The organism is Heliophilum fasciatum, from assembly GCF_004341395.1.
Lineage (GTDB): Bacteria > Bacillota > Desulfitobacteriia > Heliobacteriales > Heliobacteriaceae > Heliophilum > Heliophilum fasciatum.
The window spans coordinates 1-13,177 of sequence record NZ_SLXT01000025.1 but is presented as its reverse complement, the minus strand read 5'-3'; the positions used below and the strand labels follow the sequence as shown (position 1 = coordinate 13,177).

10 protein-coding genes are annotated in these 13,177 nt (G+C 55.5%); all 10 read right to left on the bottom strand.

Features of this window, described 5'->3' with window-relative positions; genetic code table 11:
* Nucleotides 1–7 precede the first annotated feature (7 nt).
* Nucleotides 8–1,216, bottom strand: coding sequence for an argininosuccinate synthase (locus tag EDD73_RS11775; RefSeq protein ID WP_131920175.1), 1,209 nt, complete (start codon nucleotides 1,214–1,216; stop codon nucleotides 8–10).
* Between the two features lie 31 nt (nucleotides 1,217–1,247).
* Nucleotides 1,248–2,204 (bottom strand): ornithine carbamoyltransferase, encoded by a 957-nt coding sequence (gene argF, locus EDD73_RS11770; protein WP_131920173.1) that lies wholly within the window; start codon nucleotides 2,202–2,204, stop codon nucleotides 1,248–1,250.
* Between the two features lie 40 nt (nucleotides 2,205–2,244).
* Nucleotides 2,245–5,499 (bottom strand): carbamoyl-phosphate synthase large subunit, encoded by a 3,255-nt coding sequence (gene carB / locus EDD73_RS11765; RefSeq protein WP_131920171.1) that lies wholly within the window; start codon nucleotides 5,497–5,499, stop codon nucleotides 2,245–2,247.
* A 79-nt stretch (nucleotides 5,500–5,578) separates the two neighbouring features.
* Entirely contained in the window at nucleotides 5,579–6,775 is a 1,197-nt protein-coding gene (gene carA, locus EDD73_RS11760) for a glutamine-hydrolyzing carbamoyl-phosphate synthase small subunit (protein WP_131920168.1), read from the bottom strand.
* Between the two features lie 23 nt (nucleotides 6,776–6,798).
* Nucleotides 6,799–7,953: an acetylornithine transaminase gene (locus EDD73_RS11755; RefSeq protein WP_243116905.1), complete on the bottom strand. Its 1,155-nt coding sequence runs from the start codon at nucleotides 7,951–7,953 to the stop codon at nucleotides 6,799–6,801.
* Nucleotides 7,954–8,049: 96 nt separating this feature from the next.
* On the bottom strand, nucleotides 8,050–8,937 hold the full coding sequence (gene argB / locus EDD73_RS11750; RefSeq protein WP_131920164.1) for an acetylglutamate kinase: 888 nt from the start codon (nucleotides 8,935–8,937) through the stop codon (nucleotides 8,050–8,052).
* Nucleotides 8,938–8,986: 49 nt separating this feature from the next.
* Nucleotides 8,987–10,225, bottom strand: coding sequence for a bifunctional glutamate N-acetyltransferase/amino-acid acetyltransferase ArgJ (argJ, locus tag EDD73_RS11745; protein WP_131920162.1), 1,239 nt, complete (start codon nucleotides 10,223–10,225; stop codon nucleotides 8,987–8,989).
* Nucleotides 10,226–10,329: 104 nt separating this feature from the next.
* Nucleotides 10,330–11,382: an N-acetyl-gamma-glutamyl-phosphate reductase gene (argC, locus tag EDD73_RS11740; protein ID WP_131920159.1), complete on the bottom strand. Its 1,053-nt coding sequence runs from the start codon at nucleotides 11,380–11,382 to the stop codon at nucleotides 10,330–10,332.
* Nucleotides 11,383–11,752: 370 nt separating this feature from the next.
* Nucleotides 11,753–12,556: an N-acetylmuramoyl-L-alanine amidase family protein gene (locus EDD73_RS11735; protein ID WP_131920157.1), complete on the bottom strand. Its 804-nt coding sequence runs from the start codon at nucleotides 12,554–12,556 to the stop codon at nucleotides 11,753–11,755.
* A 312-nt stretch (nucleotides 12,557–12,868) separates the two neighbouring features.
* Nucleotides 12,869–13,081, bottom strand: a complete 213-nt coding sequence (locus tag EDD73_RS15630; RefSeq protein WP_131920236.1) for a helix-turn-helix domain-containing protein — start codon at nucleotides 13,079–13,081, stop codon at nucleotides 12,869–12,871.
* Nucleotides 13,082–13,177 lie beyond the last annotated feature (96 nt).

Genomic DNA, 13,177 nt, shown 5'->3' with positions numbered 1-13,177 from the left:
TGACGAACTAGCGCAGGCCGGACTTTTCTTCCATCAAGGCGCGCACTTTTAAGGGTAAGCCAAAAAGGTTGATAAAGCCTTCGGCATCTTTTTGGTTATATACTTCGTCGCGTCCAAAGGTCGAGAAGGCTTCGTTATAGAGGGAGTAGGGCGATTGGGCGCCGGCCGGGGTGCAACTGCCTTTAAAGAGCTTCATGCGCACCTTGCCGGTGACAGTTTTCTGGGTAACATCGACAAAAGCGTCCAAGGCTTCCCGCAGCGGATGATACCAAACACCGTCATAGACAAGTTCGGCATAACGCAGCGCGATCTGCTCTTTGTAGTGCATCGTCGCCCGGTCCAGGCAGAGATATTCCAGTTCACGGTGCGCCGCATAGAGGACGGTGCCGCCCGGCGTTTCATAGACACCGCGCGATTTCATGCCCACCAGCCGGTTTTCACAGATATCGGTGATGCCGACACCATGAGCAGCGGCCAGTTGATTGAGCGTTTCCATCAACGCAACGGGGCCAAGCTGTTGGCCGTTGACGGCGACGGGAATCCCCTGGACAAAGTCGATTTCCACATAGGCCGGTGTGTCTGGGGCTTTTTCCGGCGGTGTGCAGATCATGTACAGATCGTTTTTCGGTTCGTTCCAGGGATCTTCCAGATCGACGCCTTCATGGCTGAGATGCCAGAGGTTGCGGTCCATCGAGTAGGCGCGATCTTTTTTAACGGGAATGGGGATATTGCGGGCATTGGCGTAGTCGATGGCATCTTCGCGGGAACGAATGTCCCACTCGCGCCAGGGCGCGATGATCTTCATTTCCGGGGCCAGTGCTTTCACGGTCAGCTCAAAGCGCACTTGGTCGTTGCCTTTGCCGGTCGCACCATGAGCGATGGCTTCAGCGCCTTCGGCGCGGGCGATCTCGACCAGCCGTTTGGCGATCAACGGGCGGGCAAAGGAAGTGCCCAGCAGGTATTTGCCTTCGTACACCGCACCGGCTTTGAGCGTGGGCCAGATAAATTCGGTGACGAATTCTTCTTGTACATTTTCAATATAGATCTTGCTGGCACCGGTTTTGATCGCTTTTTCATTGAGGGGGGCCAGTTCTTCCCCTTGACCGAGGTCAGCGGCCATGGCAATGACTTCATAGCCATAGTTTTCTTTCAGCCAGGGGATGATGATCGACGTGTCCAGACCGCCCGAATAGGCCAGTACGACTTTTTTGCTCATGATTGTTCTCCTCTCTTCTATCAGGGAAACCCTACATCATCAGGGCCATAATCGCTTTTTGGGCATGCAACCGGTTTTCGGCTTCGTCAAAGACAACCGATTGGGGACTTTCCAGCACTTCGTCGGTGATTTCTTCGCCGCGATGGGCCGGCAGGCAGTGTAAGACGATCGCCTGGGGATCGGCCACGTCCATAATCTGGCGATTAATCTGAAAGCCTTGAAAGGCTTGGGCCCGCGCTTCTGCTTCCCCTTCTTGGCCCATTGACGCCCAGACATCGGTGTACAGGACGTGAGCACCGCGCGCAGCTTCTAAGGGATCGCTGCACAAGGTGATCGAACCGCCCTCGGCCAAGGCATCGGCTGTGGCCAAGCGCACGATTTCCGGATCAGGGCGATAGTTTTCCGGTGTACAGATGACCACATGCATACCGGCTTTGGCACCACCAAACATCAACTCATGGGCCATGTTGTTGCCATCGCCGATGTACGTCAGCTTACGGCCGTCCGTACGGCCCTGATGCTCGATGATCGTCAGGAGGTCCGCCAGGACTTGGCAGGGATGGAGCAAGTCCGTCAGCCCGTTGATCACGGGTACATCGGCATACTTAGCCAGTTCCACCACATCTTGATGATCGAAAGTGCGGATCATAATACCGTCGACAAAACGCGAAAGTACACGGGCCGTGTCGCGAATCGGTTCACCTCGGCCGATCTGGATATCATTCGAACTGAGAAAAAGCGCTTGACCGCCTAACTGGTACATACCTACTTCAAAGGAAACACGGGTACGGGTCGATGATTTGGTGAAGATCATCGCCAAGGTTTTTCCTTCGAGGACGTGATGGGAGCGACCGGCTTTCTGCATCGCTTTGAGGTTTTGCGCTACTTCCAGCATGTAAAAAATTTCGGCGCGGCTAAAGTCATGGAGCGATAAAAAATCGCGTCCCCGTAGGCGCTCATCGAGATGTACTGCGTTGATTGCTGTCATCCATGATCCCCCCCTTTTTTATGATCTATAGAACCTGGGATTAGGGTTGACTGGTTGCCGCTGCCACATGCAGGTGCCAGTCATCGGCGTTGCTCTCCTGGAACGTGCCGATGGACTGGTACTGCGGTGTGCGCCCTTCATTGCGCATGCGGATCGCTTCCACCAGCGCCCAAGCCGTATCGAGCGACGTCAAACAAGGCACGCGATACTCCGAAGCGGCACGGCGGATACGGAAACCGGGGCGCCCGGCAATTTTACCACGTGTTGGTGTATTGATCACCAGTTGGATGGCGCCGTCTTTGATCTGATCAAGCACAGTTTGCACGGAATAGGACGCCACATCGACGGCCGTAACGGCTACCCCTTCGGCCTGCAACGCTTTGGCCGTGCCGGTGGTGGCCAAGATACGAAAACCCAGATCGGCATATTCACGGACCAGCGCTACCACTTCATCTTTATCGCGCTCCGCGACAGTGATGAACAGTGTGCCGCCGGTGGGAATTTTCATCCCGGCAGCGACCATCGTTTTGTATAACGCCGACGACAGGTTATAGTCAATGCCCATCACTTCGCCGGTCGACTTCATCTCCGGCCCCAGTGAGATGTCCACATCGGTCAGTTTCTCAAAGGAGAAGACCGGTGCTTTGACGATGGTATAGGCCGGTGTGGGCCAAAGGCCGCCGGCATAACCTTGCGCTGCCAAACTGCGGCCCAGCATGGCTTGTACGGCCACGTTGACCATCGGTACGCCCGTCACTTTGGAAAGGATCGGCACCGTGCGGGAGGCCCGCGGGTTCACTTCAATCACATAAACGTTGCCTTTTTCTACAACGTACTGAATGTTGAGTAAGCCCACCACGCCGAGCGCCTTGGCGATGCGCAGCGTATAGTCGATGATCTTGTCTTGCTCATCGGCCGTCAAGGTACGGGGCGGGTAGACGGCCATGGAGTCGCCCGAGTGAACCCCGGCGCGCTCAATGTGCTCCATGATCCCCGGGATCAACGTGTCCTGACCGTCGCAGATGGCGTCGACTTCCACTTCTTTGCCGCGGATGTACTTATCAACGAGAATCGGATGCTTGGGGCTGATCCGCACAGCTGTGCGCATATAGCTTTCCAAATCGGCCAGGTTTTCTACCACTTCCATGGCTCGTCCACCGATGACATAGCTGGGACGAACCAGCACGGGAAAGCCCAGCTCCACAGCAATCTGCTTGGCTTCGTCGACCGTCGTGGCTGTGCGGCCTTCCGATTGGGGAATTCCCAGCTTGGCCAGCAGCGCTTCAAAACGCTTGCGGTCTTCCGCCTGATCGATGCCGTCGACAGAGGTGCCCAAGATCGGCACACCGTGCTCATGGAGCCCAGCGGCTAAGTTAATGGCTGTCTGACCGCCAAACTGCACGACCACACCTTCGGGCTTTTCCTTGTCGATAATATTCAATACATCTTCCAGTGCCAGCGGTTCAAAAAACAGCTTGTCAGCCGTATCAAAATCGGTCGATACCGTCTCGGGGTTGTTATTGATGATGATCGATTCGATCCCGGCCGCTTGCAATGCCCAAGCGGCATGGACGGAACAGTAGTCAAATTCAATGCCCTGACCGATACGAATCGGCCCGGAGCCAAGGACGATGACTTTGCGGCCGTTGGTCTCACGCACTTCATCTTCTGCTTCATAGGTGGAGTAGTAGTACGGCGTCAGCGCTTCAAACTCGGCGGCGCAGGTATCGACCATCTTATAGACCGGCAAGATTCCCGCCGCTTTGCGGGCATCGCGGATCACTTGCGTCTGCACACAAGCAATCTTGGCGATCTGATAATCGGAAAAGCCAAACACTTTCGCTTCCCTGAGCGTTTCGGGCGAAGCGGGCCAGTTGGCCAGGCGCGCTTCCATATCAACGATGGCTTTGACTTTGACCAAGAACCAAGGATCGATCTTGGAGTCCTGATGAATTTCCCGAACGGTCCAGTCCCGGCGAAAGGCTTCGGCAATGGCAAACAAACGCTCGTCATCGGCGCCGGTGATCTTGTCTTCCAGTTCCATTTCCGTCCAGGTTGCCGCCCCGGGATAGCGGAGGCCAAAAACGCCGATTTCCAGTGAACGGACGGCTTTTTGCAGTGCACCCTCAAAGCAACGGTCGATGGCCATGACTTCGCCGGTCGCTTTCATTTGCGTCGTCAACCGGCGGTCTGCCGTGACAAACTTGTCAAAGGGCCAGCGGGGAATCTTGACTACGCAATAGTCAAGGGTTGGCTCAAAGCAGGCCGTGGTTTTACCGGTGACGGGGTTTTTGATTTCATCGAGCGTCAGGCCAATGGCAATCTTGGCGGCCATCTTGGCGATGGGATAGCCCGTCGCTTTCGATGCCAGCGCGGACGAGCGGCTGACTCGCGGGTTCACTTCGATGACGATGTACTCGTTCGATGTGGGGTGCAGCGCGTACTGTACATTGCAACCGCCTTCCACTTTTAAGGCGCGGATGATCTTAAGCGATGCGCTGCGCAGCATTTGGTATTCTTTATCGGTCAAAGTCTGCGAGGGGGCCACAACGATGGAATCACCGGTATGTACACCGACGGGGTCGAAGTTTTCCATGTTACAGATGGTGATGCAGTTGTCGGCGGCATCACGCATCACTTCGTATTCGATCTCTTTCCAGCCGGCGACGCTTTGCTCCAGCAGAACCTGACCGATCATCGATTTTTTGAGGCCCATGTCGCAAATCGTACGCAGTTCCGTTTCGTTGTGGGCGATGCCGCCGCCGGTGCCGCCCAGTGTATAGGCGGGACGGACGATCAAGGGATAGCCGGTTTGCTGGGCGAAAGACAGTGCCTGATCGAGCGTGGACACGATCTCCGACAGGGGGATCGGCTCACCGATGTCCACCATAGTCTTTTTGAACAGTTCTCGGTCTTCAGCGCGCTTGATCGTATCCAAGGAGGTGCCGAGCAAGCGCACATGGTATTTTTCCAGCACGCCGGCCTGCGCCAGAGCGACGGCCAGATTGAGGCCCGTTTGACCGCCCAGCGTGGGCAAGATCCCATCGGGACGCTCTTGATCAATGATGCGTGTCAATGTCGGCACATCGAGCGGTTCGATATACACATGATCGGCAATGTTGGCATCGGTCATGATCGTCGCCGGGTTGGAGTTGACCAGAACCACTTCCAGGCCTTCTTCTTTTAAGGCCTTACAAGCTTGGGTGCCAGCATAGTCAAATTCCGCAGCCTGACCGATGATGATCGGCCCGGAACCGATGACCAGGACTTTTTGCAAGTACGATGCTTTTGGCACAACAGTACCCCCTTTGGCAGTTTCATCGACAGCCGTCATGGCGCGGCCGATGGTCGGTTCTTCAATGGGTTTAAGACGCTTAGGCCTTGGCCCGGGCGCCCATGTGCGCCATAAACGTATCGAAGAGGTACGTCGAGTCCTCGGGACCCGGCGCAGCTTCCGGGTGATATTGCACCGAATAAACCGGTAGTGACACATGCCGTAAGCCTTCCACCGTATCATCGTTAGCGTTGCGGTGGCTGACGATGACCGTCGGCGGCAAGGTGGCTTCACGGATGGCATAGCCGTGGTTTTGCGACGTGATCATGACCCGTCCCGTCGCCAGATCGCGCACGGGATGGTTGGCCCCGCGATGGCCGAATTTCAGTTTGTACGTATCGCCGCCCAAGGCCAGTGACAGCAGTTGGTGACCCAGGCAAATGCCGAACATCGGTAAGAAATCGGCTCGTGGCGCCAAAAGCGCCTGCACGGTGCCCACGGCGGACTTGACATCTTTGGGATCGCCCGGTCCGTTGCTTAAAAAGATGCCTTCCGGCTGGGCGCTGTAGATATCTTCCGGCGATGCGTCGGCCGGCAAGACGATCAAGTGGCAATCCAAGGCTTTGAGCATGCGTAAGATGTTTTCTTTGATGCCGAAATCAAGGACAACAACGCGGCGACCGTCGCCGGGAATCACATAAGCTTGCGGCGTTGTCACTTGTTGGACCAAGTGCGGTCCGGCTACCACTTGCTGGCGCACAGCATTTAAGTACCCTTGCCAGATGGCCTGAGTATTGCTGGTCAACTGTGGCATCAATTCCGCCAGGGTCACGCAAGCACCGACGCGCAAGCTATCCAGGCCGGCATCAGCACCGGCTTCGCCACTGATGATGGCGCCGCGCATCGTGCCATAGTTGCGAATGCGCCGCGTCACGGAACGCGTATCGATCCCGGCCAAACCGGGAATGCCGTGCTGGGCCAAGTAGTGTTCAACTGTTTTTTCCGAGCGATAGTGGGACGGCCGGGCACAAGCTTCCCGCACCAGAAAACCGCGCACTTGCGGTTTCGTCGACTCGGCATCGCCCGTGTTGATCCCATAGTTGCCGATCAAGGGGTAGGTCATCGTCACGATCTGCCCGCAATAGGAAGGATCGGTAAGCACTTCTTGATACCCGGTCATGCCGGTGTTAAAAACAACTTCGCCAAAACAATCGCCCCGGTAACCAAAAGAAGCACCCTTATACAGTGTTCCATCTTCTAAGAGCAAGTAGGCAACTGCAGTTTTCCCGTTGGTCATGGTACGCTCCTTCCTGGCCCTTTTCAGGCACCGGCCTCCGTCAGCACCTGTTCAAGGATGGCCACCGCTTGATCCACATCGGCTTCACTGATGATCAAGGGCGGAACAAAGCGCAGTACCGAACCGGCGGTGCAGTTGATGATCAAGCCTTTTTCCAGGCAGGCCGCTACGATCGGCGCGCCGTCGCGGTCCAGTTCGCAAGCCAGCATCAGTCCCAGCCCGCGCACTTCGCGGATCAGGGAGAAACGTGCAGCCAGGTCTTCCAGCTTGCTGCGGAAGTAGGCACCGATTTTCTCGGTATGGGCAAGCAGTCCTTCGTTAACGAGCACATTCATCACGGCCAGGCCGGCGGCAGTAACCAGCGGGTTGCCGCCGAAGGTGGTGGCATGATCGCCCGGTTGGAACGCATTGGCCACTTCATCGGTCGCCAGCAAGGCACCGATCGGTGCGCCGCCGCCTAAGGCTTTGGCCAGCGTCATGATCTGGGGCTGTACGCCAAAGTTTTCATAGGCAAAGAGTTTGCCTGTACGGCCAAAGCCGGTTTGCACTTCATCAAAAATCAAGAGCACTTGCTTCTCGGCGGCCAGCTTTTGCACGCCTTGCCAGTACGCTTGGTCAGCGATGTTGACGCCGCCTTCACCTTGAACAGGCTCGACCAAAATCGCGCAGGTTTGCGGGCCGATAGCACTTTCCAGGGCCGCCAGATCGCCAAAAGGCACATAGCGAAAACCGGCCGGTAGGGGATCAAAGTCTTTTTGGTATTTCGGCTGCGCTGTCGCCGTGATTGTCGCCAAGGTACGGCCGTGGAAGGATTTTTCCATCGTGATAATTTCATATTTATTGGGGCCCCAGGTTTTCTTGGCATACTTGCGGGCCAGTTTGATGGCACCTTCGTTGGCTTCGGCACCGGAATTGCAGAAAAATACTTTATCGGCAAAGGAATGATCCACAAGCAGCTGGGCCAGCTTCACTTGTGGCTCAATCCAGTAGAGATTGGACACATGAATCAGTTCTGCCGCTTGCGCTTGCAGTGCCGCGACCACTTGGGGATGACAGTGTCCCAAGGCGTTGACGGCGATACCGGCCAGAAAATCCAGGTACGAGCGGCCGTCGGCATCCCATACGGTAGCGCCCTGACCGCGCACCAAGGCGATCGGCAAGCGTCCATAGGTGTTCATGACCACTTGTTTGCCCTGTTCCACCAGCGCTTGGTTGCTCCGGATTTGGTCTTTCTCCACGTTCTTTCCCATCCTTTATTGCATCGTACCGTCCGGTTACTTAACCACCATCGTACCGATGCCTTTTTCCGTAAACACTTCCAGAAGCAACGAATGCTGAATGCGCCCGTCAATGATGTGGGTAGAGCCGACGCCGCCTTCGATGGCCTGCACACAGCAGTGTACTTTGGGAATCATGCCGCCGCTGATTACGCCTTGTTCAACTAGATCTTCCACATCGCCGATGCGCAGCGAAGAGATCAAACTGCCCAGGTCATGGCGATCGCGCAGGATCCCTTCCACATCGGTCAGCAATATCAGCTTGTCCGCTTCCAGAGCCTGCGCCAATTCACCGGCCACCACGTCAGCATTGATGTTGTAGGCTTCGCCGTGATCGCCGGCGCCGATCGGCGCGATGACCGGGATGTAGCCCTGCTCCGTGAGGCCCCGCACCAGATCGGGTTGAATCCGCACCACATCGCCCACAAAGCCGATATCGGTCGGTACGCGATCACCGGCTTCGTTTTTAACCAGTTCAAAGCGTTTTTTGGCTTTAATCAAACCGCCGTCGCGCCCGGAAAGGCCCACGGCTTGCCCGCCAAAACGCTGGATCATGGCGACGATTTCTTTATTCAGTTTGCCGGCCAGCACCATCTCGACGATCTCCATCGTCGCTTGATCGGTGACGCGCATTCCTTGTACAAAGGTGGACTGCAAGCCCACCCGCTGCAGCATGCCGTTGATCTCCGGGCCGCCGCCGTGGACGAGGACCGGTTTGATCCCGACATATTTCATCAAGATCACATCGGTCATCACGGCTTCTTTGAGCTCATCGTTGAGCATGGCATTGCCACCGTATTTGATCACGACGGTCTTACCGGACAACTTTTTGATGTACGGCAAGGCCTCAACTAAAATCCCTGCTTTTTCTAACGCTGTCAGCACCGGTTCTCCTCCTCTTCTGCTACCCCATTAAATCGGCTGATCCTGCGGATCAAGTCCGGTAATCGGCGTTAATATGCACGTAGTCCACGGTCAAGTCACAACCCCAAGCAGTCGCCGTGGCGTCGCCATCATGAAGATCAACGGTCACGCGCACTTCCCGCTTTTGTAACACCGTTAAGGCTTCGGCTTCCGAAAAATCCAACGCTTGCCCTTGCGCCGCTGTTTGGACATGCCCTAAATACACATCAACTTTCGCCGGATCGAAATCAGCACCGGAGTAGCCGACAGCGCAAAGGATCCGCCCCCAGTTGGCATCGTTACCGAATACAGCCGCCTTAAATAAGGTCGACGCAGCCACTGCACGGGCGGCTTGGGCGGCGCTGGCTTCGGTTTTGGCGCCGCGAACGCAGACTTCGATCAACTTGGTGGCACCTTCGCCGTCACGGGCAATGGCTTTGGCCAGATGAATCGCCAGCGCCGTCAGCGCCTGCACAAACTGATCATAAAGGGGACCTTCTGTCTCGATGGCTGGTGCGCCGGCTGCGCCGTTGGCGAGAATCAGCGCCATATCGTTCGTCGATGTGTCACCGTCGACAGAAACCATGTTGAAAGACACCTGGGCCGCCCGCTGGAGCGCCTTTTGCAGCAGCGCCGGGGCGATCTGCACGTCCGTCGTGAAAAAGCCCAGCATGGTGGCCATGTTCGGGTGAATCATCCCGGAACCTTTGGCCATCCCGCCGATGGTCACTTGCTGATCGCCGATCCGCCATTCCACTTTGCCGGTTTTCGGCTCCGTGTCGGTCGTCATGATCGCTTCTGCAGCAACCGTGCCACCGTCTACGGCAAGGGCACCGGCCAGGCGGGCGATTCCCGCTTCGATGACGCCCATAGGCATGGGCTTGCCAATGACGCCGGTCGACGCCACAGCCACTTCCTGCGGTTGCAGCCCCAATGCGCCGGCCGTCGCTTCCGCCATGCGCCGCGCATCGCGTTCGCCTTGCTCACCGGTACAGGCGTTGGCATTGCCGGCATTGATCACCACCGCCCGTAAAGGACCGGCCGCGATATGCTCCCGCGTTACTTTCAGCGGCGCTGCCTGCACTTTATTGGTGGTGTATACGCCGGCCGCCGTTGCCGGGCGATCGCTTTGAATCATGGCCATATCCAACACGCCAGGTTTTTTCACACCGGCATCGACACCGGCTGCGGTAAAACCGCAAGGAGATGTTACATTCCCATCCTGAACGGTGACGGTTGTTGCTCCCGATACTTCATGGCTGTTTGCCATTGTCCTTCCTCCTTGCTGATTGCCGCCGGCTAGGCTACCGGCCGATTTTGCTTATCCTGAAAAACCCCCGCATATGGGGGCCTCTCCCCGATCATCTTCCCGGATCAAGGATAAATTCCCGACATAGTCAGTCCTATCGTTTCCGGCAAGTCAAAGAGCAAATTCATATTCTGAATCGCTTGTCCGGAAGCACCTTTGATCAGATTATCGATGGCCGAAGCGACGATGACCCGCCGGGTCCGCCGATCCACCGTCACACCGATGAAGGCGTGGTTAGAGCCGTAACTCCACTTGGTCTGCGGCCAAACGCCCTCATCCATCACATGCACAAAGGTTTCGCCGGCGTAAAAGGCTTGATAGCGCTCGCGCACTTGGGCCGCCGTCACGTCCGCCTCCGGTCGCAGGTCCATATAAACCGTCGCCAAGATGCCTCGCGTCATCGGCATCAAGTGCGGTGTAAAGGAAAGCTTGATCGCCTGATCGGAACCAGCCAAACGTGACGCTTCTTGCTCAATCTCCGGCGTATGGCGGTGCGTCGCTACGCCGTAGGGTTTGACATTTTCATTGACTTCGGCATAGAGGGAACCCAGCACAGCTTTACGTCCCGCCCCGGAAACACCGGATTTGGCATCAATGATGATCCGCCCTTCGTCGATCAGCCCTTGACCCAGAAGCGGCGCCATCGCTAGCATCGATGCCGTCGGGTAGCAACCGGGATTGCCGATGATCGAAGCCTGGCGAATCGACGCGCGGTGTAATTCTGGCAAGCCATAGACCGCTTCGGAGAGCAATTCCGGCGCTTCATGGGTCACATGATACCACTGCTCATAGGTTTGCACCTGGCGAAAGCGAAAATCAGCGCCCAGATCGATGACTTTTTTCCCCAATCGCCGTGCTTCCACGACCCAGGGAACGGAAAGCCCGTGGGGCAACGCCAAAAACAACACATCGGCCTCGCCGGCAATAGCCGACAAGTCCTGGGCACAGCAAACCTGCGTCACTTGATCTTGAAAATGGGGATAAACGTCCGCAAAAGATTGTCCTACATAGCTTTGTGTGGTCAGATCGGTCAAGGTGACCTCGGGGTGACAGCGCAACAAACGAACCAATTCTGCGCCTGTATATCCCGTCGCTCCAATAATCGCTGCTTTAATCATCATCGTTCCCCTTTTTTGCCAGATTGTTCGCCTGCGTGAAACATTAGGAATGATTATACATAGTTGCGTATAATTATTCAATGCTTTTTTCTTAACCTTGCTCCAAAGCAAAAAAGGCTGTAAATACCGGCTTCGTCGCCACGCTCAAGGCTTACGCATCGACGTAAAGCGTTGGTAGCGCGTTGGTGCGACCAAGGTCCCTCCATCGCAGTTGCTGCGACCGCAGGAAGTACCCGCCATGGTTTTACATCCTTCATTCATTGTACGGTCCCTTCTTAAGCGCAAATACCCAAACGATAAAATTCGACGCTCTACTCTATTGTACGTCGGTTTGGGGATGTCGACAAGACTGTACCTTAGGCTCTTTTCGTCACGCTTGCGGTTCACCGGCCACAGGCTCTTTTTCTTGATCCGTTGCCGGTTGATCGGTTTTTTCCTTGGAACCCGCTTTTGACGTCGGCGCCGGTTCACCGGAAAGATGATGAACGATCCCGGCAAAAATTCCTTTCGCGATAGTTTCTTGGTGGCTGTCGCTTTTGAGCATCGTTTCTTCCGTCGGGTTCGAAAGGAAGCCTACTTCCACCATCACCGCCGGGCAATGGCTGGTGCGCAGAACAAAGTAATCTTCATCGGTCGCTACGCGCTTGTCTTTGTTGCCGATGCGTTCCACCAACTGGTGCTGGATATGCAGGGCTAAACGTTTTCCTTCCTCCGAGCCGGGTTGATAAAACACTTGCGCTCCCGATGATTTGGCCGAAAAACTGTTGGCATGAATCGCCACATAGATATCCGCTTTGTTCTCACGGGCCACTTCCACCCGCTTCGTCAATTCATCGCGCTGCGTCCAGGGACCGGTAAACAAGTTGGCATCGGTTTCGCGGGTCATGACAACCCGGATGTTCGATTGGCGCAGATGCTCGGCAACTTTCTTGGCAATGGCCAAGTTGATATCCTTCTCCAGCGTGCCTTGCTTTCCTTTGGTGCCGCCGTCGCCGCCGCCATGACCGGCATCGATCAGTACCGTTTTATCTTGAAGTGAGCCCGCCAAGGAAGCCACTTCTCGATCGTCTAAGTAGGCCGGCAGCAGATAATAACCTACCCCCCCAAGGAGAAAAAGTCCCAAGACGGCCATGATCCATCGCATCTTACCTATAATAATGGTGACGGAACGCATAGCAAGCCCCCCTTCCTGCCTAATGCTTATGCAGGAACGGGAAGGAAAAAAACTTGCTACATGCAAAAAGGCGCCACTCCTTTTCCAGAGTGGCGCCTTCCTTTTTTATTGGAATGAATAGGTCCCGGTGCGGGATGATTACATCATGCCGCCCATGTAATTTTACGCTGTACCACTTATTATAATAGGAAACAAATGCGCGGAAACCAACCGATTTTAAGCTCTTATCCTGTAACATGATAGCTGAAAAAGTTTAATTTTTACTTGCTTGCGTGGTCAAAAAGTGGTCAAACGTGGTCACTAGAAAAGGCCTCACTCCGAGGCCTTCTCTTGCTTTTCGTACACCAGTAGATCCCCTACCGTGCAATCCAAGATGCTACAAAGCTGGTCAAGAACAGCGATATCTACTCTTGCGTTAAGACCGGAGCGAAACCCCTTCAGAGTATTTCGATTCACTCCCGCGGCAACAAGGTCTCGTTCGGTGACATTGCGCTCGGTCATGACCTGGTCGAGGTTGTACTTAATCGAGTCTGTCTAAAAACCCCCGCATCCCAAGGGTCGATTCATAAAACTCAGTATTCAATGGTATTTTGTGCCATTTAAAGGTATTTTGGCTTCGCT